At 39.8% G+C, this 20,936-nt stretch carries 22 protein-coding genes and 1 pseudogene; 12 read left to right on the top strand and 11 right to left on the bottom strand.

Annotation, left to right across the window (positions count from 1 at the left end; all coding sequences use genetic code 11):
- Positions 1 to 25: 25 nt before the first annotated feature.
- A complete protein-coding gene (rpoH, locus tag C427_RS21660) occupies positions 26 to 880 on the bottom strand; it encodes an RNA polymerase sigma factor RpoH (protein WP_007641501.1) in 855 nt (284 codons plus the stop codon).
- A gap of 315 nt (positions 881 to 1,195) precedes the next feature.
- Here rpoH and C427_RS28620 point away from each other — a divergent pair, with 315 nt between their 5' ends.
- From C427_RS28620 to C427_RS21645, 5 genes are all read left to right on the top strand, one after another.
- Positions 1,196 to 1,450: a YuxH family protein gene (locus C427_RS28620; protein WP_015431332.1), complete on the top strand. Its 255-nt coding sequence runs from the start codon at positions 1,196 to 1,198 to the stop codon at positions 1,448 to 1,450.
- Positions 1,451 to 1,470: 20 nt separating this feature from the next.
- Positions 1,471 to 1,809, top strand: a complete 339-nt coding sequence (locus C427_RS28615) for an EAL domain-containing protein (protein WP_015431331.1) — start codon at positions 1,471 to 1,473, stop codon at positions 1,807 to 1,809.
- Positions 1,810 to 1,838: 29 nt separating this feature from the next.
- A complete protein-coding gene (locus tag C427_RS28610) occupies positions 1,839 to 2,414 on the top strand; it encodes an EAL and HDOD domain-containing protein (protein WP_015431330.1) in 576 nt (191 codons plus the stop codon).
- 161 nt (positions 2,415 to 2,575) lie between these two features.
- Positions 2,576 to 3,817, top strand: a complete 1,242-nt coding sequence (locus C427_RS21650) for an EAL and HDOD domain-containing protein (RefSeq protein ID WP_007641500.1) — start codon at positions 2,576 to 2,578, stop codon at positions 3,815 to 3,817.
- Between the two features lie 26 nt (positions 3,818 to 3,843).
- Positions 3,844 to 4,959 (top strand): M14 family metallopeptidase, encoded by a 1,116-nt coding sequence (locus C427_RS21645; RefSeq protein WP_007641499.1) that lies wholly within the window; start codon positions 3,844 to 3,846, stop codon positions 4,957 to 4,959.
- Positions 4,960 to 4,985: 26 nt separating this feature from the next.
- On the opposite strand, the gene C427_RS21640 is transcribed toward C427_RS21645, so the two are convergent.
- The 3 genes and pseudogenes from C427_RS21640 to C427_RS21630 form a co-directional block, all read right to left on the bottom strand.
- Complete coding sequence (locus C427_RS21640; protein WP_007641497.1) at positions 4,986 to 5,453, bottom strand: Lrp/AsnC family transcriptional regulator; 468 nt, start codon at positions 5,451 to 5,453, stop codon at positions 4,986 to 4,988.
- Positions 5,454 to 5,455: 2 nt separating this feature from the next.
- Positions 5,456 to 6,571, bottom strand: coding sequence for an anhydro-N-acetylmuramic acid kinase (locus C427_RS21635; RefSeq protein WP_015431329.1), 1,116 nt, complete (start codon positions 6,569 to 6,571; stop codon positions 5,456 to 5,458).
- 8 nt (positions 6,572 to 6,579) lie between these two features.
- A pseudogene (locus C427_RS21630) lies at positions 6,580 to 7,873 on the bottom strand (peptidoglycan DD-metalloendopeptidase family protein).
- 208 nt (positions 7,874 to 8,081) lie between these two features.
- Here C427_RS21630 and tyrS point away from each other — a divergent pair.
- The gene (gene tyrS, locus C427_RS21625; RefSeq protein ID WP_007641491.1) at positions 8,082 to 9,281 is read left to right on the top strand and encodes a tyrosine--tRNA ligase; all 1,200 of its coding nucleotides are present in this window, start codon (positions 8,082 to 8,084) and stop codon (positions 9,279 to 9,281) included.
- Between the two features lie 64 nt (positions 9,282 to 9,345).
- Here the strand turns inward: tyrS and C427_RS21620 are convergent, their stop codons facing one another.
- The 4 genes from C427_RS21620 to C427_RS21605 form a co-directional block, all read right to left on the bottom strand.
- The gene (locus C427_RS21620) at positions 9,346 to 9,768 is read right to left on the bottom strand and encodes a DUF2721 domain-containing protein (RefSeq protein ID WP_007641489.1); all 423 of its coding nucleotides are present in this window, start codon (positions 9,766 to 9,768) and stop codon (positions 9,346 to 9,348) included.
- A 13-nt stretch (positions 9,769 to 9,781) separates the two neighbouring features.
- A complete protein-coding gene (locus C427_RS21615) occupies positions 9,782 to 10,171 on the bottom strand; it encodes a rhodanese-like domain-containing protein (RefSeq protein ID WP_007641487.1) in 390 nt (129 codons plus the stop codon).
- Positions 10,172 to 10,273: 102 nt separating this feature from the next.
- The gene (locus C427_RS21610; protein WP_007641485.1) at positions 10,274 to 11,236 is read right to left on the bottom strand and encodes a cobalamin biosynthesis protein CobD/CbiB; all 963 of its coding nucleotides are present in this window, start codon (positions 11,234 to 11,236) and stop codon (positions 10,274 to 10,276) included.
- Complete coding sequence (locus C427_RS21605; RefSeq protein WP_007641483.1) at positions 11,236 to 11,931, bottom strand: 5'-methylthioadenosine/adenosylhomocysteine nucleosidase; 696 nt, start codon at positions 11,929 to 11,931, stop codon at positions 11,236 to 11,238. Before C427_RS21605 ends, C427_RS21610 begins: the two co-directional genes overlap by 1 nt.
- Before the next feature lie 162 nt (positions 11,932 to 12,093).
- On the opposite strand from C427_RS21605, the gene C427_RS26595 reads away from it, so the two are divergent.
- The 5 genes from C427_RS26595 to C427_RS27945 all read left to right on the top strand — a co-directional run bounded on the left by C427_RS26595 (position 12,094) and on the right by C427_RS27945 (position 14,536).
- Entirely contained in the window at positions 12,094 to 12,231 is a 138-nt protein-coding gene (locus C427_RS26595) for a hypothetical protein (protein ID WP_007641481.1), read from the top strand.
- A 16-nt stretch (positions 12,232 to 12,247) separates the two neighbouring features.
- The gene (locus tag C427_RS21600) at positions 12,248 to 12,721 is read left to right on the top strand and encodes a hypothetical protein (RefSeq protein ID WP_015431327.1); all 474 of its coding nucleotides are present in this window, start codon (positions 12,248 to 12,250) and stop codon (positions 12,719 to 12,721) included.
- Positions 12,685 to 13,275 carry a tetratricopeptide repeat protein gene (locus C427_RS21595; RefSeq protein WP_015431326.1) on the top strand — a complete coding sequence of 197 codons (591 nt, stop codon included), beginning with the start codon at positions 12,685 to 12,687 and terminating at the stop codon, positions 13,273 to 13,275. The genes C427_RS21600 and C427_RS21595 overlap by 37 nt, the downstream gene beginning before the upstream one ends.
- A 90-nt stretch (positions 13,276 to 13,365) precedes the next feature.
- On the top strand, positions 13,366 to 13,962 hold the full coding sequence (locus tag C427_RS27950) for a hypothetical protein (protein ID WP_015431325.1): 597 nt from the start codon (positions 13,366 to 13,368) through the stop codon (positions 13,960 to 13,962).
- On the top strand, positions 13,955 to 14,536 hold the full coding sequence (locus tag C427_RS27945) for a tetratricopeptide repeat protein (RefSeq protein ID WP_236613722.1): 582 nt from the start codon (positions 13,955 to 13,957) through the stop codon (positions 14,534 to 14,536). Before C427_RS27950 ends, C427_RS27945 begins: the two co-directional genes overlap by 8 nt.
- 87 nt (positions 14,537 to 14,623) lie before the next feature.
- Here the strand turns inward: C427_RS27945 and C427_RS21585 are convergent, their stop codons facing one another.
- Genes C427_RS21585 through udk form a run of 3 tightly spaced genes read right to left on the bottom strand, consistent with a single transcriptional unit; the run spans position 14,624 to position 17,371 of the window.
- Entirely contained in the window at positions 14,624 to 15,463 is an 840-nt protein-coding gene (locus C427_RS21585; RefSeq protein ID WP_007641476.1) for a 2OG-Fe(II) oxygenase family protein, read from the bottom strand.
- A 28-nt stretch (positions 15,464 to 15,491) separates the two neighbouring features.
- A complete protein-coding gene (locus tag C427_RS21580; RefSeq protein WP_007641474.1) occupies positions 15,492 to 16,700 on the bottom strand; it encodes a NupC/NupG family nucleoside CNT transporter in 1,209 nt (402 codons plus the stop codon).
- A 47-nt stretch (positions 16,701 to 16,747) separates the two neighbouring features.
- Positions 16,748 to 17,371, bottom strand: coding sequence for a uridine kinase (udk, locus tag C427_RS21575; protein WP_007641473.1), 624 nt, complete (start codon positions 17,369 to 17,371; stop codon positions 16,748 to 16,750).
- A gap of 358 nt (positions 17,372 to 17,729) precedes the next feature.
- Here udk and C427_RS21570 point away from each other — a divergent pair, with 358 nt between their 5' ends.
- Complete coding sequence (locus C427_RS21570) at positions 17,730 to 20,882, top strand: TonB-dependent receptor (RefSeq protein WP_007641471.1); 3,153 nt, start codon at positions 17,730 to 17,732, stop codon at positions 20,880 to 20,882.
- Positions 20,883 to 20,936: the final 54 nt, after the last annotated feature.

The following is a 20,936-nucleotide window of genomic DNA, read 5'->3' as shown; positions in this document are numbered from 1 at the left end:
TCGTTATGAATTTAGCAAAATGTGATTAGGCTACCATCGAAGTCTGTAGCTTTTTCATCGCGTTTTTTTCAATTTGACGAACACGCTCCGCAGACACTTGGTATTTATCAGCTAAGTCTTGTAATGTCGTTTTGTCATCTGACAACCAGCGAGTTTGGATAATATGCTGGCTACGGTCGTCAAGTGTTTTTAACGCCGCATACAATCTACCCGAAGCATTTGAATCCCAGTCAGCATTAATAACATCAGACTCTACATCTGTGGTTTTATCTTCCAAGAATTGCACCGGTGCAAAACTACTACTTTCATCGTCATCAGCAGATAAATCGAATGCCTGGTCATGACTGCTCATACGAGCTTCCATCTGCAATACTTCTTTGGTGCTAACACCTAAAGTTTCTGCCACATTTTGTACTTCTGCATGCGTAAACCAACCAAGACGTTTTTTGTTCTTACGCAGATTAAAAAACAACTTACGCTGAGCTTTGGTGGTAGCGACTTTAACGATCCGCCAGTTCTTTAGTACAAATTCATGTATTTCGGCTTTTATCCAATGCACAGCAAAAGAAACTAGGCGAACACCAACCGTTGGATCGAAGCGTTTAACTGCTTTCATCAAACCAATATTACCTTCTTGGATTAAATCCGCTTGCGGCAAACCATAACCAGAATACGATTTTGCGATGTGCACAACAAATCTCAAGTGAGACATAATAAGCTTTCTGGCAGCTTGTAAATCATCGTCTTGTTGTAAACGTTCAGCTAACCCACGCTCGTCTTCAGCGCTGAGCATATTAATGCTGCTCACAGCTTGAACATAAGTTTCGATACTACCGGTTTGCGGTACGGTCAATGTCAGTGCGCGTAAATCTGTACTCATAGTTACCTCGTATTCCACTTTGGTTCGCGATTCTAGCAAAATAAAAACTGCTCTGCGACCTAAATTGATTCCATTATTTTCGAAATTGTTTGGTCTCGCTTAATAGACCGCAATTTTTCAAAAAAATTCCCAAAATACTTATAGCATAGGTATAAGTTATGTCTTAAATATAAATTGCAACCATAAATAAAACATACCCGTAAAATATTCACATGTTATTGGTTGCAAATCTAATATATCGTAGAATACGAAGTGGTGATGCCTATGGGATCAATACTCTTCGTCATAATAAATCCTATATAGGTAAAAAGTTTTATGTTTGCATACATCGCGCGCCCAGCAATATTGAATAAAAACAGGGAATTATATGCCTATGAACTATTGTTCAGAGATGGCGAAAATAATTGCTTTCCAGATATTTCGCCGGATGAAGCAACATCAAAAATATTAACCGATAGCCATTTAGATTTAGGTTTGGAAGAAATATCTGCGGGTGAACTTGTTTTTATTAATTTTCACCAAGATACACTAGTGCATCGTTTTCCAACTTCACTCGACCCCAAAAAGTAGTGATTGAGGTGGTAGAAACAGTGAAGCCTACCCCTGAGTTGGTTCAAGCCTGTAAGACCATTAAAGAATTAGGTTACACAATAGCGCTGGATGATAATAACTTTGATCCACAGTGGGATGTACTTTTACCCTATACCGATATTATCAAAGTGGATATTGTTGAGTGCGATCAGCAAGTTCTCATTGATAACATTGGTAAATATGTAGACTCGAATATATTACTTGTTGCCGAAAAGATTGAGACTATGGATGATTTCGAAAAGTATCGAGATATGGGGTTCGATTATTTTCAAGGCTACTTCTTTGCCAAACCAGAGATCATAAAACAAAAAAACTGCCTACTTCGAAGTTATCTTTAATTGAATTGATAGGATCAAGTTCGTCTGCTGTGGTCGATTTAGATAAGGTCAACACTATTATTCAACGCGACGTGTCTTTGTCATATAAGCTATTGCGATTTATCAATAATTCACTCGTCAATAAAACTAATAAAATTTGTGATTTGCGTCATGCGCTCAATTATATGGGGCAGTTAGAAGTGAAAAAGTTTACTGCATTACTAGCCTTGGCTAATGTAGGTGACAATAAGCCAGTCGAACTCCTACATTTATCATTGGTCAGAGCCAAGTTTTGTGACCTAGTTGGACAGGCAAAATCATTGAGTAACAACTCTCATACAGGGTTTTTAGTCGGGTTATTTTCACTCCTTGATGCATTACTCGACCAACCTATGCAGAGCATTGTTGAAAAGTTACCTATAGGTGAAGATATTAAGGCTGCATTATGTGGTAATGAAAATGAGCTAAAACGATTTTTGGTTTTAATCAGAGCTTTTGAAAGTGTCTACTGGCAAGGAGTCGTGACTATTTCGAAACAATTATCACTCGACGTGAAAATGTCCCACGCTATCTATAATCAATCGTTGAAGTGGGGCATAGCAATGAGGCAATCGGTAAGTGGTTGATTGCAATTTTAGTTTAATAAATACAGGTGTATTCACCCCCTTTTTTTTTAGTGCTATGATAACTCGAATATAACGTTTAAATTATGTTGACCAATACACATTGTCTGCTTTTATCGACTCAGCGAATGGCCACAATAAAGAAATACTTAGACAGGACTGATATGTTTGCTTTTATAGCTCGCCAACCAATATTAGATAGGGACAAAAAAGTTTTCGCCTACGAGTTGTTTTTTAGAGATGGTAAAAATAATTGTTATCCCAGTGTCGAAAGAGATACGACTACTTCCAAACTGATTGCTAAAAATTATCAAACACTTAATTTAGACGATATCTCTTGCAGTAAAAAATCTTTTATCAATTTTCAACCAGAAACACTTATGAGTGGCTTGCCAGCGTCTCTTGACCCTGAAAATGTGGTGGTTGAGTTGTTGGCTGACCGAAGTGGTGATAGCAGCCTGTTAGATATGTGTAAGCATGTTAAAAAGATGGGATTTAAAATCGCTTTGGAAGACTCTAGCCTTGAACCACGTTGGAATGAGTATTTACCTTTCATTGATTTGCTCAAAGTGAACACCAACACCGAAAATCTGGATTTTTTGACAAAAAATGTCAATCGATTTATTGATGCGAATGTGCAACTGATTGCAGATAAAGTTGACACACAAAACAGCTTTAATACCTTTAGAGATATGGGCTTTGATTATTTTCAAGGATACTTCTTCGCCAGACCAGAATCCGTATCCAATAAAAATCTGCCTACTTCTAAACTAACGTTAGTTGAATTAATGGGTGCTAGTTCTAGTGAGTCTTTCGATGTAGAAAGTATTAATAATGTTATTGAGCATGATGTGGGTTTGTCTTACATGCTGTTGCGATTTATCAACAACCCCACTATCAACAAGCGTTACAAGATTACTTCACTACGACATGCTCTAAATTATATGGGTGAAGTAGAAATTAAGAAGTTTATTGCTTTGCTGGCTCTGGCTAATTTATCTGATGATAAACCTTTAGAGTTACTGCATTTATCGTTTGTGCGAGCAAAATTCTGCGATCTATTGGGCGCTGAAAAAAATATAGGTAGTAATCCTCCTACAGCATTTTTAGTAGGATTGTTTTCAATGTTGGACGCCTTACTTGATCAACAAATGGAGCATTTGATCGAAAAATTGCCTTTAGTGGACGAGGTGAAAGAAGCCTTGTGTGGCGGTCAAAATGATTTATCTATGTTTTTAACGTTAGCTAAAGCCTTTGAAAGTGGTAATTGGTTAAAAGTTATCAGAATATCAAAAATCTTAAACATTGATCAAAAGCTTCTACATAGTTTGTTTAACGAAGCTATTCTCTGGGGTAATGGCGTTCGCAAGTCTATATCCCCACACTTTCCATCCTCCAAAGCCTAGCGCTTTCGATAGGACCCTCGAGTAGCATGAATAAGTTGTTAAAAGAACATATAGTGGTGGCGCAAAACGCCTCAGGCCGAAACATGAATGTGCCTTTGTATCGGTTTATTGGAGAGAAACCAGGGCCGAAGGTATATATCCAGAGCTCAATCCACGGTGCAGAAGTGCAAGGTAATGTGGTTATTTATCAACTTATTCAATGGCTTAAAACGTTACCTATCTGTGGGGAAGTGTTGTTAGTTCCCAACTGTAATCCGGTCGGCACTAACATCAAAGCAGGCGAATATACCTTGGGACGCTTTGATCCTGTGAATGGAACAAATTGGAATCGTGGTTACTATTACGATGACGCTTTTATCCATACATTTGCACAAAGCATTGATGATGATGAATCTGTTGAGTCGATAAAATCCCGTTTTAGACAAAAAATGAAACAACAATTACAAGCTAGATTAAGTGAAACTTGGGGTATCGGTCTAGCCCAGCATCTTAATTTAAAGCTGCAACAGTTAGCATTTGACGCCGACTATGTGCTGGACTTACATAATGGTCCTGTATCCACTCGGCATATTTATGTGCCTGAATATGCTAAGGCTTCTGCTAGTTTGTTCAATATTCCCCATGTGATATTTATGCCCAATGTGTTTTCAGGCGCTTTGGATGAAGCCACGTTTTGCCCTTGGTGGCTGCTGACCGATTTAATCAGTAGTAAACGCAAAAAGCCGGTCGATTTTGCTGTTGAGGCTTTTACATTAGAGATGGGAAGCCAAGAGGTGATTAGTTTTCAAGAAGGCGAATACGACGCTAAAAGTATTTTGACGTATTTGACTGCAAAGGGATGTTTACCCGATAGTGCCACTATACCTGAAAACATGTTGCGCAAGGCCGTTATGCTAAAAAATTATAAGACACTGTTTACCCAACAAGGTGGCATAGTAGAATATATTGCTAAACCTGGCGATTTTGTCAAACAAGGTGGGGTATTAGCTAGAGTGCTGAATGTTGATAATTTAGACACTGATAGAGCGACTACAGATATATTAGCCCCCTGTGATTTAGTGGCTATTTTGCATTTTCCCTCCGCTTCAGTGTTAAGCGGTACGCAGTTGTATAAGTGTTTTACCGAATATTATGAGCTATAGACGAAGAGTTTAAAATTGAGCTTATTTCAAACTTTGGGTAGAACGGTTCCGTTTATTTGGTCGTAAATCAGAGCCGTTTCAACGTGGTTGACTTCTTTTCTTGCGGTGATGGCATTAAACACAAAGTCTCGTAAATGTTCTGTATCACCCAAACTCGCATGCAGTAAAAAATCGTTTTCGCCTCCCATATGATAAAGACTGATCACTTCAGGCAACAACGCCAACTGTTTCTGAAACGTATTGATGGTGGTTCGACTGTGATCAGCAAGGCGAATAGAAATCATCACTTGGATATTGCCACCTAAGGCTTGGAAGTCGACATTTAACTGTGCGCCTTTAATCACCAGTTCACTTTGTAATTTTTTAATTCTCTCAAGACATGTAGATGGTGCTAGTCCAACCAGTTCGGCAATGTCTTTATTATTCATCCTTGCGTCTTTGTATAAGGCCGCTAAAATGGCGATGTCTGTTTTGTCTAACGGGCGTTTTGACATGACTACTCTCTACCTGGACAATAAGTGCCTAATATTGCACCTTTCGACGCACCTGTCACACTGGCGATACTGCCCTGTATCTTATTAACATGTGCATAGGCGAGCCAAGCAAATGCCATCGCTTCTACCGCATCAGCTGTTACGCCTAATTCATCTGTGGTGAATAATTCACATTCATGTAGTTCGGACTCAAGCTCTTCCATTAAAAACTCATTTCGTGCTCCGCCACCGCAGATATATACTTGCTCAACATCTTTAAATTTAAAAATTTGCTTGGCAATCGTTGAGGTCGTCAACATGACTAATGTTGCCTGCACAACTTGTGGATCGATATACCGATGCATACGGGTTAAATTTTGCTGCAACCATGACAGGTTAAACTGCTCACGCCCAGTGCTCTTGGGCGCCGGCGCTGAAAAATATGGATGTTTGATCAATAGTTGTAATAACTCAGGATCGGCAGAACATTGCGCCGCCCATTGTCCTTTTTCATCATAGTTTTGCCCAGTATGTAATTTACACCATGCGTCTAACAAGGTATTTCCAGGACCTGTGTCGAAACCAATAATGTCATCGGAATTACTTTTTGGTAGGTAGGTAATATTCGTTATACCACCAATGTTGATCACAATTCTTGATTTTGTTGAGCTGGCAAACACCGCTTTGTGAAAAGCTGGTACCAAGGGCGCGCCTTGACCGCCTAAGGCGATATCTTTTCGTCTAAAGTCAGCAATTACATCAATGCCTGTTAGTGTCGCTAAGGTGTTAGGGTCACCGATTTGTAAGCTAAAGCTATGTTCGCCGAAGGGAATATGTCGAATTGTTTGCCCGTGTGAGCCAATGGCTATGATTTGGTCAGGTCGAATATAATTGTCTTTAAGCAGCTGCAGTGACGCCTCAGCAAACACTTCAGCCACAGCCCTGTCTGCACGGCCCATCAGCTCTATTTCATTGTCGCTAGGTGCGCTCAGTTGATGTAACTCATCAGATAAAGAGCAAGAGAAAGGAAATGTTCTACAATCTAACAGCCTAGGGTGAGAGCCAGAGAAGTCTACGAGTGCTACATCCACTCCATCAATACTGGTACCAGACATCAATCCTAGATATAGCTGCGGCATAACTGCCCCTAATTCATTGCTAACATAATACGTTTATTATTATTTAATTGCTCTAATCTGCTCGCCGCAATGTCAGTAAATTTAACTTTTCTTTTTTGCAATGGGTTGTGCTTTAGGTAGCTTCACCGTACGTGGGTTGCGATGTACTCCATTGACCAAAAATTCATAATGTAAATGTGGCCCTGAAGCCAAACCTGTCGAACCGACAGTGCCTATCACTTGCCCTTGTTTAACTGTTTGGCCTTTTTTGACTTTCCGTTTTGTAAAGTGCAGATACTTGGTCACATATTTTTCACCGTGCTGAATGAATACATGATGACCATTATATTTATCATAAGCTGATTTTATCACTTTACCGTCACCTGCAGCCATTACGGGGGTACCACGGTCCGCGGCATAGTCTACGCCTCTATGAGCTTTCCAACGTTTTTGTACCGGATGAAAGCGGTTTTTCTTGAAGCTCGAACTGATATACCTGAAGTTGACTGGTGCGCGTAAAAAGCTCTTGCGCATACTGCGCCCTTCGGGCGTGTAAAAGTTCCCATCATCATAACGAATAGCGGTGAATGCCTCACCTTGATTGACAAATTGTGCGGCGACTATATCGCCATTTTCAATGAATTCACCATTAATGTAGTGTTCTTCAAACATCACATAAAAACTGTCACCGGCTCTAAGACCTAAAGCAAAATCTACATCCCAACCAAAAATTCCTGCTACTTGCATGATTTGATTATCAGTTAAATTGGCCTTCAGCCCAGCATTCCAAAAGCTGTTAGTAACATCACCTTGGGTATAATTTAGACGGACATCTACTTTAAGTGTTTCAATTTTACTGGTAAATGTGTTGTCTTCGCCCTTAGTGACAATCAAGGTATCTGTGCTTGAAAATGGGTACTGCAATGAGATTAACTGACCTTGTGGATCAATTTGTAATTCTAATACGTCGCCTGGCATTATTTTTAGGAGTTTTTTTGCCAGTCTACCTGCTTTACTGACACGGTAGGTTTGCTGTGGAGACAAACCGCTGCGTTTGAATATCATCGCCAAGTTATCGCCTTTTTTGACAACGACAGACTGCGCTTCATTTTTTTCTTCAAGACCGAAGACATTTTCTACAGGAAAGTTATCAAAGTTAACCTGAAGTTCATAACGTTTACCCGCTTCTAAAGTCGAAGCTGTGCTTTTGTATGCGCTGACTGGTTCAGAAGGCAAAAGAAACAAAACAAACAAAAATCCAGCCACCAAAGACATGATCCAGCGGTGCGGTTTAGGCATCTTTTTAAAGGTTTTTTTAATCACAAATACAACACACTCGTTGAAACTTAATTGCAGAATATATGGAATACAAAGGATTTTCCAGTTGTAGCTCGGATTTTGAACTATTTATTGGGTGTAGGTAATGACTTTTAGTTATCGTAAAAAATACCTTAGCCCTTTCATTGCTGGGGCTTGGCAAGTAAAGTATAAAAGATAAGATAAATATTAGATTTTTTACAAGGTTATAAAAATGTTAGATTGGCAAAGTGCGATGGCTGAAATTCAGCGCGGAGCAGAGGAAATATTATTAGAAGATGAACTGGTTGCCAAACTAAAAGAGGGCAAGCCATTAAAAATTAAGGCAGGATTTGATCCTACCGCACCTGACTTGCATTTAGGCCATACTGTATTAATCAATAAGTTACGCACTTTCCAGCAGTTAGGTCATGAAGTTATATTTTTGATTGGCGATTTCACTGGAATGATTGGTGATCCAACTGGCAAAAACGTCACCAGAAAACCACTGACTAAAGAAGATGTATTAGCCAACGCTGAAACCTATAAAGAGCAGGTTTTCAAGATCCTCGATCCAGCAAAAACAACGATTCGTTTTAATTCTCAGTGGATGGAAAAGTTGGGTGCTGCAGGTATGATAAAACTGGCGTCTAATCAGACGGTAGCGAGAATGTTGGAAAGGGATGATTTCAAAAAACGTTATGCCGGTGGTCAACCCATAGCGATCCACGAATTTCTATACCCTCTTGTACAAGGTTGGGATTCAGTTGCATTAAAAGCCGATGTTGAACTGGGTGGCACTGATCAACGTTTTAACCTGTTAATGGGCAGAGAATTACAAAAATCTGAAGGCCAAAGACAACAAACCGTATTGATGATGCCGTTACTTGAAGGATTAGATGGTGTTCAAAAAATGTCTAAATCTTTAGGTAATTATATTGGGATTACCGATGCGCCAAACGATATGTTTGGCAAGGTGATGTCCATATCTGATGATTTAATGTGGCGTTATTATGAGTTACTGAGTTTTAAACCTAAAGATGAAATCGAAGCTATTAAACAAAAAGTGGTAGCTGGTTTAAACCCAAGAGATACAAAAATCGAGTTAGCAAAAGAGTTGATTGCGCGTTTTCATAGCGAACAAGATGCAGAGTCGGCACATCAAGATTTTATCCAGCGTTTTCAGAAAAATGCCATTCCGGATGAGATGCCAGAGTTTGATTTTTTGTTGCCTGCTGAAGGGATAATGATTGCAAATGTTTTAAAAGACGCCGGCCTGGTCAATTCGACTTCTGATGCTATGCGTATGATTAAACAAGGTGCGGTTAAAATTGATGGTGAAAAAGTTGATAATACTAAACACCAGTTTACTCTACCTCTGCAAACGGTTCTGCAGATTGGTAAACGCAAATTTGCTCGCATAACGTTTAAGTAGAAATATCGAGGCCAATTTCCTTTAAAGTTGGCCTCCCGAAGATCCTTGGTGACTGTTTTCTAATTTATCTATTGGTATTAGATTTGTTCCAAGAACGTTTTTTAGTGGGTATATTCAAGTTACTCAGATGCATATCTAGGGCTTCGACAGATATATGTATTTCTCTTACTGACAGCCACAGCGAATACAATAATAACACTAAGCTAAAAGCAAATATTGTGCTGCCTACTGTTTGATATTCAGCGTAAATAGCTAACATGGATAATACACATAAGAAAAAACTACCCATGCCAGCCCCCTGCATATTTTTGATCAATTGAATACGTGAGCGTAGATTTTTGATTTGCCCCTGATCATTTTCGTTACTACCACTGAAGTCAAAATTTCTAATGATACTGGCAAGCGCTAGAAAACGGTTGGTATAGGCTAATAACAGCAAGGATATGGCCGGAAACAACATTGCTGGCGTGGTTAAAGTGATATCCATAAACTGAGTCTACCTATATTACTAAGATTATTTTTTCAACAGACAAGCCTGCTTTTAACCAACCCTGCATATCACCCTCAAGATGCCGCAGGTTTGGATAACCCTCCTTGAGTAAAGCTTCAGCTGCTTTGCCCGCTCGATAACCGGAACGACAATACAGCACGATTGGTTTTTCCTTGGATGACGTCAAAATAGCAGGATTATCAATAATATCGCTTAAGGGAACATTTATCGCGTTCGGTACATGTCCTTGTTGGAATTCTTCAGGTGTGCGAACGTCTACTATTACAACGTTGTTGGTATTGACTTCGAGCAATTCTTGTTGGCTTATATTACTAACGTCAGCAGAGTAGGCTGTAATACTTAGTAAGCTTAGTATCCAGAAAATAGCGTGTTTGAACACAATATGTATTCCGTCTTGTTGAGTGAGTGCCGATAGTAAATAGTGCAGTGCAGTGTGTAAAGGGGATTAGTATTTGACTCGCGAATTTATATTGGGTTTTTACTATTTAGCGACTAAAAACGCCAGCGCACACCCAAAGAAGTACAGGGTTAACCATACCCATGTTGCTCGATTGATTGCGGCTAAAGCTCTGATGTTATCGGCTAGTATGACCTGTCTGTTGCCACCACATTTTTTGGTACGTACTTTTTGTAGTTCGTAGTAGGCTGGACCGCCTAGCTCAATGCCTAAACTGGCTCCACAGAGGTTTAAAACAAATACATGATTACACTGGTAGCTTATACGCTGGAATATCGCAGCTGAGCCTTGGCTAATGTTGACTGCTATCACAACACTCAGGCTAGCTAATTTGCTAGGTAACCATTGCAGTATATTGACAACACTGCGAACAGGCTGTCCAAAATGCTTAAATCTTGTCAATTTAGTATTCCAACACAAAGATAATTCGTAGACTAAACGATAGATCAGGGCTCCCACTCCTCCTGTGAGTAGGTACCAGAAAATCACTGAACAATATTGATAACTATATCGAAGTAATAATGACTCGATATTGGCCTTTACCATGCCTAAGGGTGACATTTTCTGTGTTTCTCTTATGACTATTTGTGATAGTGCATGTCGAGCTAGCATTTTTTGCTGCTTTAATAACGCGGCACTGACTCGGCGCGTTTGTTTAGGAATATCCTGGAAGCGTAAAGCGACAAGTAGCATCAAGGCTTCAAAAAAAATTGGATACTCAGATAAGTATTTAAACACCGCCAATATGCTACAAAAAGGTAGCAACAAAACGACACAGGCTAAAGAGCCTGATACTTTTTGTTGTCGAATCGCATTTCTCTCAGGCGAAAGTACTTTAGCCTGCATCCCCCTTGCTAATACTCTTATAAAACTGAGTGGGTGGTATTTGTCAGGCCAAGGTAGGTACCTTTCAACAACTACAATCAATAACAATACCCAAAATGGCAAAAGTTGCTCACTTAAAAAGGTATTGATAATGCTATGCATTAGGCTAATTTTGCAATAGTTTGCATCACTAGCGTTGCCGAATTTTTGGCTGCTTGTTCGAGGTATGTCTCAAAAGAAACCGTCGATGTTTTGCCCGCAATATCAGACAATGAGCGGATCACCAAAAATGGTGTGCCTAATAAATGACAACTCTGTGCAATAGCGACACCTTCCATTTCTACGGCACAGACAGATGGGAAGTTCTGTCTAATCACGGCAGCGGCTTCATCACTTCCAACAAAAGAATCTCCAGTACAAATGAGGCCTTGTTGAACTTGAACGTTTTGCAGACTAAATGCGGCCTCAGTGGCATGTGCAAGTAGACGTTTGTCACATTCAAAATATGCTGGCATACCTGCAGTTTGGCCAAGTTCGTAGCCAAAGTGTGTTAGGTCAGCATCGTGGTGTCGTAACTCATTCGCTATAACAATGTCCCCAATGTTGAGGTGACTTGAAAAGCCCCCAGCCGAACCTGTATTGATGACAAAATCAGGAGTGAAATGATGGATCACCACACTGGTTGAAACAGATGCCGCTACTTTACCTATTCCACATTTGACCAAAACAACGTCGACTTCCCCCAATTTGCCAACATACACGGTCAGATGATTAAAATTTTGTTCTTGGCAATTCTCTAGAGATGCACGAATAAGGGTTATTTCTTCATCCATAGCACCTAAAATAGCAATTTTCATAGTGTTTTCTTTATTCACATTTAGTTAAGATCAATCAAACCTAAGTCTAATACGTCTGCTAGTGTTATAAAACAACTCAAAGGTTTGAACTTCGAGTAAATCAAAAACAATACAGTATATTGCTGAAAGTCCGACAACCTTATTATCAACTTTAGGTGATCTATGAAACGCTTCAGTATTTTACTCATTGCTATGCTTTTTATTGGTTGTCAGACCGTTCCAAAAATGCCGATTAGTCATAAAACGTTGCTTTATGATCAAGGGTTTGTAGGATTTGGAAGTGTCAATGTAGAAAGTTAAACAGACAATTTTTGAATTGAATGATGAAGCTAAAGCCTTTGCTAAATCAGCGATAAAAGGCGTAATTAAACCCAAAGATCAAATTCAAGCCTTGGTTCAACATGTTTTTTCTCGTTCAGATTTAAATTTATTGTATCGAGCTGAAGCGAAGACTGTCGCCAATCAAACCTTTCGCAATCGAGCTGCCAACTGCCTTTCAATGTTAATTATGACTTATGCTTTAGCTAATGAGCTATGTTTTAAGGTGAGATTCCAAGATATTGAAATTCCTGAGTACTGGACAATAAGAGAAGGGCAAAGCTTGCTAAATGGGCATATTAATTTGCAGATATTACCCCCTTCCAGTCGGGATCATATTCAATTTTTCACGCGAGGCTTTGAAGTCGATTTTGATGCACAAACTACCCGACAGCATTTCCCTAAAGCACTGCTAAACTCAATCAAGTTGTCGCCATGTTTTACAATAATAATGGTGCTGATGCATTATTAAAAAAAGACTACGTAAAAGCATATGCATATTTTCGAGCTGCTTTTATGCAATCTTCTGACCTGCCTTCTGTTTTGGCAAACTTAGGTTATTTGTATCGACTCACAGGTCACTATGAGCTTGCTGAAAGAACCTACCTGAGAGCCATCAAACAAGATAAAAACAACTTAACTGCTTGGCGTAATTTATCTTATTTATATCGATATATGGGCCATGATGAAAAAGCCAACGATATAGTGAATCGGGTTAAACGTAAACGAGCAGACAATCCCTTTTTTCATATTAATCTGGAGGATAAAGCGTTTGAAAAACAACAATGGAAAATTGCCCTAAGGCATTATCAGTTCGCTTTAAAGTTAGATAAAAGCACTCACGAAGTATTCTTTGGTTTAGGGGAAACTTATTTTGAATTAGGCAATATTAAACGTAGTTATCATTATTTACAGCTTGCTAAAAAGAAATCAAGAAATCAAGAAATCAAGAAATCAAGAACTCAACAGGAACAGGCCGCGTATCAGGGGAAAATTGACATGTTAGCGACCATTAAACCAGGATGAATCAGTTATTTATTACGTTGAGTTAACTAGCAGTTATTCCTTATTGCAGCTATGTTAATATTATGTTGATTTACTGGTGGAGTGCATCAAATGCAGCTAGCTTCAAGTATCCAGAATATTCTAATTACACTTGTTTTCTCTTTGTCTTTTTGTGGCTGTCAGTCTACAAGCGTCTATGTTACTCCCTCTGAGTTGTTGTTATACGATCGAGGTTTTGTTGGTTTTACACAAGTTCAAATAGAGTCAGAGCAGGAAATTTTTAGATTAGATGACAAGGCTAAAGCATTCGTCAAATCAACCATTGCATCAAAGACAAATAAAATTGATCAAATGGAAGCATTGGTGCGAGGCATATTTGATCGCTCAGATCTCAATTTACTCTATCAGGGAGATGCCAACAACACCGCCATTGAGACCTTTCATTCCCGTGCAGCGAATTGTTTGTCTATGTCTATCATGACGTATGCTATGGCAAAAGAAGCAGGTTTTTATGTGGATTTTCAGGAAATTATGATCCCTGAGTTTTGGACAAGAAAGGCGGGTTTTAGCTTGTTAAATGGGCATATCAATTTAAAAATGTTTGCTCCCCATGATCCAAATGTTTTCATGCTTAACAAGCGCAGTTTTCAGGTTGATTTCGACCCCCAATCATCAAGAAGTGGACTGCCCAAAAAAAATCGTGAGTAAACAAGCTGTAATGGCGATGTTTTATAATAATAAAGGTGCTGATGCTTTATTGCGAAAAGATTATACCTCCGCCTATGCCTATTTTCGTGAGGCTTTGTTAATTGACCCTAATTTTGACTCGGGATGGATAAATCTTGGCATTGTGTATCGATTAAGCGGGTATTTTAATCAGGCTGAAAAAACCTATCAACATGCACTGGGATTGAACTCTGATAGTCTAACGGCGTCGGAAAACCTTGCTTATCTGTATACCTTTACCGGACGAGAAGAGGAAGCTGAAGCCATTTTGGCTAAAGTTGAATATAAGCGCAACAGCAATCCTTATTACCATGTCAATTTAGGTGAACAAGAGATGGAGCAGGAACATTGGGATCAAGCTTTAGGACATTTTCGAAGGGCTTTAGCTTTAGATAGAAGTAAGCATGAAGTGTATTTTGGACTGGCTCGAGTTTACTTCGAGATTGGTGAGTTACAACAAAGCAAACGATATTTTAAACAGGCCAAAAATAAAGCGCATAATCGTCAAAATGAAGACAAGTATCAACATAAAATAGACTTTCTACGTAATTTATAGAAATTTGACACATATCTACATTTTGCATTTTTGCCCCAGGAGCCGCCTAGTTAGTTTCCAGGCGGCTGATCCTTATCAGGTGTTAGATTAAGCGACACCTAACTCTTCAAGGCGCTCTTTCAAGTAACTTCTGGCCGTGTATCTTTCAGACAAAACTACTTCTGGATTCGGGTGCAAAAATAATGGCAAAGAAACCCGCGCTTTAGTTTGATCGCTGCCTTGAGGGTTAACCACTCTGTGGGTCGTAGATGGGAAGTACCCGCCAGATGCCTCTTGCAGCATATCGCCAATATTTACGATTAAGTTACCAAAATCGCAAGGTACATCAATCCATGAATCACCGGTACCTTTTACCTGCAAACCAGGTTCATTGGCTGAAGGTAATAATGTGAGCAAGTTAATGTCTTCATGAGCCGCGGCACGGATTGCATCTGGCTCCTCAGAGCCGTCTAATGGCGGATAATGCAGAATACGTAACAGGGTTTGTTCACTATTAGTCACCATGCTCGAGAGCGATTGTGTGAACTTAGCTGACACTTCTGGTGGTGAGTATTTCTCAACCCATGTGAGTAACTCTGAAGCTAATGCATTAGTATCTCGATAATAATCTGCTACTTCTTGCTTTAATGCTTCTGGGCAACGCCCCCATGGGTAAAAATGAAAATATTCTTTAATATCTTTTTTCTTAAAGCCCTTTGCGGTTTCAGATATTTCAGTTGAAAAAAATCCATCGTGAGTATCTTTATCAAACGTAAATTGATTCTTTTCTTCACTGTTAAAAAAAGCCTGCCAGCGCTTATAAATACTGCTGACTCTGTCCTGACTAATAGGGTGGTTTTTCAATACACCAAAGCCGGTTTTGTGCAAGGACTCTACAAAAAGTTTGTCTGCATCGGGTGCTTTATAATCTACTGCTACTAATTCCATAATCATTTTCTCTCTACTTGTTTCTCTGTCAAAGGCTGAGGTAGAAACCTGCTAAGGCGGCACTCATTAAATTGGCTAAAGTTGCTGCGAATACTGTTTTTAAACCCAACTGGGCAATTTCTTTACGTCTAGTTGGTGCCATTGCACCTATTCCACCCATTAATATGGCGATAGATGAAAAGTTTGCAAATCCACACAAAGAAAAAATTACGATAGCTTGAGTAATCGGGGAAAGTTGATCTTGGTGCTTGAGGAAATCAAGATAAGCAACAAACTCGTTCACCACCATTTTTTGGCCAATAAAGCTGCCCGCTATATTAGCTTCTTCCCATGGCACACCTAATGTCCAAGCAATTGGTTGAAAGACATAACCTAATATCACCTGAAAACTGATATCTTCGGCACCAAAGAAACCGCCACCCCAGCCAATCAGTCCATTTAATAATGCGATCAAACCAATGAAGGCTAATAACATTGCGCCAACGTTTAATGCCAGATGTAAACCATTGGCTGCGCCACTGGCCGCGGCATCAAAAATATTAGCGTATTCATTGTCTTGTTCTTCCTTCTCAGTCAGTTCATTTTTGACTTGTTCTGTTTCAGGAATAATAATTTTGGCCATTAATAAACCACCCGGTGCCGCCATAAAGCTCGCCGCCAGTAAATATTCTATTTCAACACCCATACTCGCATAACCAGCCATAACTGAGCCTGCGATGGAGGCTAAACCACCTACCATAACGGCAAAAAGTTCAGACCGGGTTAAATTGGGTATATAAGGTTTAATAACTAATGGCGCTTCGGTTTGACCGACAAAAATATTGGCTGCGGCGGACATAGACTCTGGACGACTGGTTTTAAGGAAATATTGTAAAAATCCGCCAATAACTCGGATAATGACATTCATAATTTTTAAGTGATATAAAACTGTAATCAGCGAAGAGAAAAATATAATCACCGGCAACACATTAAAAGCGAAGATAAAACCCATCGATTTATTACCTAACGGGCCAAAAATAAAGGTAATACCATCTTGGCTATAGCTAATAATATTTTCTACGTAACTTGTTAACGACAACAGAAACTGTTTACCAGGAGGGAAATACAGCACCAATGCGCCAACAGAGGCCTGGATAGCAAATGCTCCCCCCACGGTGCGCCAGTTGATCGATTTTCTGTGAGACGACAATGCAAAGGCGATGAGCAGCATAAGTGCAACGCCTATTAGACTAACCATATGATTTCCTTTATATTTTTATTAGTAATCCACATCACTCTGCTGTTTTAAAGCAGGCTTTGCTGAATATGAGATTTAATCACATCGAGTGCAATCCGGTTCTTACCGCCTTGAGTGACAATCACATCAGCAGTAAAGCGACTGGGTGAAATGAATTGGTGATACATAGGTTTAACGGTTGATTCGTATTGCTTGGCCACAGACTCTAACGTACGACCTCTTTCGGCAATATCTCTTTTCATTCTGCGTAATAAGCAAATATCCAAGGGCGTATCGACAAATATTTTAATATCAAATAAAGGCTGCAAGGCCTCGTTTGCTAACAACATAATGCCTTCGACGATAATAACGGGTGCTGAAATCAAGTGTTCTGTTTGCTCGAGACGAGTATGAGTCTTGTAGCAATAATGAGGATACTCGATCGCTTTCCAGTTTATTAATGCTTCTAAATGTTCAACTAATAATTCATGTTCGAATGCTTTTGGGTGGTCATAATTATTTTTTTCTCGTTCTGCCATGGGTAAATGGTCTTGGGAACGATAATAATGATCTTCTCGTAAAATTTGAACAGTTTTGCCTTCTTCTGAGAACTCTTTCAATAAATTCTCAGTAAACAAAGACTTACCAGAACCAGATGCGCCTGAAATGGCAATAACTAAAGGGGTAGACATACCAAACCGTTTCTTAAAGAAGTAAATTAGTACGAAAGATACCAGTGAACTTGCTAAAAGTCAGTTCACAATGTAGATTTTTACACTTGACCTACTGGTCAGGTTTGTAAGATTTTTGTTAAGATATGTTGCTAACTTGTATGATTTGGTCAGAGAAATGAGACAGTTTGATGAATTTACACCAACACTGTTACGGCTGTAATAAAAGTGTCATAATTAATCTGTTAAACTTGCGTTTAACGGAATGAGAAATCGATTTGAATCGATCAACCAAGCCATTGGCATTGTCTCATGGCATTCTACACAGACAACAGTTCTGGCCAAATGTTCAGAACAGATAAAACTTAGGAAACACATAATGTTAAAAAAAACACAACTCAATCGCATCGCGATTGCAGTCGCTATGGCAGTTGGCATGTCAACTGCGGCAATGGCGCAAGAAACTTCTTCAGCTATTAATGGTACAGTATTATCTGCAAATGGGCAGTCAGTGGCAGGAGCAACAGTTACCATTACTGACTCCCGCACCGGTTCTGTTAAAGTTATTTCTACTAATGAAACTGGCCGTTATAACTTGCGAGGTTTGCGTGTAGGTGGTCCTTACACAATCGCAGTGCAGGATACTGCTGGAACCAGCACAATGACTGATGTGTATCTAACATTGGGCGAGACCTTAAACCAAAACATCGATCTGAAAAGCCAAGAAAATATCGAGCGCATCGCTGTTACTAGTTCAATAGTTAACTCATCGTATGGTTCGTCAGGTCCTGTTGCAAACTTTGGTTTAAATGATTTAGAAACTGCGCCAGCTATCAACCGTGATATTAAAGACCTTATTAAAATTGACCCGCGTATTTATATTAATGAGGCTAACGAAGACAGTATTCAGTGTGCTGGTGCAAGCTCACGTTTCAACAGCTTGACGCTTGACGGTGTGCGGATGAATGATAACTTTGGTCTTAATCAAAATGGTTACCCAACGGTTCGTATTCCATTTTCTTACGATGCCATTGCTCAGGTAGCTGTTGAATTAGCACCATTTGATGTTCAGTATGGTGGTTTCACTGCATGCAATATTAACGCTGTAACTAAGTCTGGTAGCAACGAATGGCACGGCGGTTCTTTCTTTGACTATACTAGTGACTCTCTTCGTGGTGATGAATTAGAAGGCGATAAGCTTAATACCGGCGACTTTACTGAGAAGCGTTACGGTGTTAACTTTGGTGGAGCATTAATAGAAGACAAACTGTTTTTTTATGGTGCTTACGAAAAGCTAGAAGGTGCCACCTTGTTTGACCGAGGTGCAGGTGACTCAAATGCAGCAACACCTGTTCAAGGTGTCTCACAAGCTCAGCTTGACCGTATTCAACAAATAGCCATAGATAGCTACGGCTATACCCCTGGCGGTCTTGTGTCCAGTATCCCAGTAGAAGATGAAAAAGTTCTTCTTAAATTAGATTGGCAAATTAATGATGCGCATCGTGCATCATTTGTGTATAACTTCAACGATGGGAACATCATCCGCGAATCAGATGGTGATTCAAACGAGTTTGAGTTTTCTGACCATTACTACGACCAACGCGGTGAATTTACTTCTTATGTCGCTTCTGTTTACTCCGACTGGACAGATAATTTTTCTACCGAATTAAGGATAGGTACATCAGATTTCGAAGCGTCAGTTACGCCTCTTGGTGGCACTGATTTTGGTGAAGTGCAGATACGTACCGAGTTTGACCATGACGGTGATGGTTCCAATTCTCGTGCTACAGTTTATTTAGGTGCAGATGACTCACGTCACGCGAATAAATTAACTTACGACACAGACACGATAAAACTAGCCGGTACCTATACGGTTGGTGACCACGTGATTACTGCTGGATATGAGTACGAGAAGCTTGATGTGTTTAACTTGTTTATCCAAGAGGCTGAAGGCGAGTATCGCTTTAGTTCGATTGATGACTTCGAAGCTGGAACGCCTAATCGTATTACATATGAGAATGCGGGAGTGACTAACAATCCGTCAGATGCGGCGGCTACCTTTGCTTACGAAATCAATACTCTTTATGTTCAGGACGAGTATTACTGGTTAGATGAAGACGTCACCGTCACTTACGGTTTGCGTTATGATTGGTATAGCAGTGATGATCTTCCTCCAGAAAACCCATTAGTTGAAGCCACATATGGATTCAGTAACCAACAAAATTTAGACGGTCTTGATTTGTTACAACCCCGTTTAGGCATAAACTGGAACGCTAGTGAACAATTGGAAGTGCGTGGTGGTGTTGGTTTGTACTCCGGCGGTAACCCAAATGTATGGCTTTCTAATAACTATTCAAACAACGGTGTTATTCAGCTTGAGAACCAAGACAGATCTGGTACTTCAGTATTTGAAATGGCCTTCAATGGTGGAGGCAATCCAATTCTCGATATTCCACAAGATCTTTTTGATGCCGTTGCAAATGGTGAAGGTCGTAACGGTGGTCTGAATATTCAAGACCCTGACTTCGAAATTCCTTCTGAGTGGAAGTTCGCTCTAGGTGCAACTTATACATTCGAAAATGATTTGTTGGTGATGCTTGACCTTCTTTACTCAGATAAGAAAAACTCAGCAATTATTAGTGATTTCAGTCGTGGTTTGAGTGGTAATACTGCCCCTGACGGACGCCCGATTTACACAAGTGTGAATGGACGTAGTCAAGATTTTGTTTTGACAAATGTTAACGGCGATTCAGGCGATTCAACAACTTTTTCAGTTGGTTTAAGCCAGTCTCTTGATAACGGCATTGACTGGAGTGCTTCATACGCAAACGTTTCAACTGATGAAGTCAGCCCAATGACAAGCTCTGTTGCGTTTTCTAACTATTTGAACAACACCTCTGACCCTGAGAATCCAGGTTTAGCTGCGTCTAACTACGAGATCCCTCAACGTTTTACGTTTAGCTTAGCTTATACGAATGAGTTTTTTGATGGCTACAGAACACGTTTCAATATGTTCGCTACAGTTAACGAAGGCCGCCCGTATAGTTATACATTTGGCGAGGATACAGGTTTCGCGTTTGGTGACTCAGTTGGTTTCGTCGACCGTCATTTATTATACGTTCCTGATCTTAACGATAGTAACGTTGTTTATGGCGACGATTTCGATGTAGAAGCATTTAACGCATTCATCGATTCAGAAGGTCTGAAGCGTGGTGGAATCATGGAGCGTAACAGCATTAATGGCGATTGGTGGACCAAAGTGGATCTTCGTGTTTCTCAGGAATTTCCTGGTTTCATGAAGGAGCATAAAGGTGAAGCGTTTATCGTGGTTGAGAACTTTGGTAACATGCTGAACGATGACTGGGGTGTTTTGTATGAAACAAGCTTCCCTCGTGCACAGCCTGCAATACAAGCTTCAATTAATGAGCTTGGTCAGTATGAATATGAAGCATTTTTAGATCCTGCTGGTCAGACTCGAGTTGGTGATGCATCGTTGTGGTCAGTTCGCATAGGTGTTAACTATAAGTTCTAAATATTTAATTTAGAATCTAAAAAGCCGACTCCTCTGGGTCGGCTTTTTTATTTG

The organism is Paraglaciecola psychrophila 170 (assembly GCF_000347635.1).
GTDB lineage: Bacteria > Pseudomonadota > Gammaproteobacteria > Enterobacterales > Alteromonadaceae > Paraglaciecola > Paraglaciecola psychrophila.
Note: the sequence above shows the minus strand (reverse complement) of the source record. Positions and strands in the feature narration are given on the sequence as shown.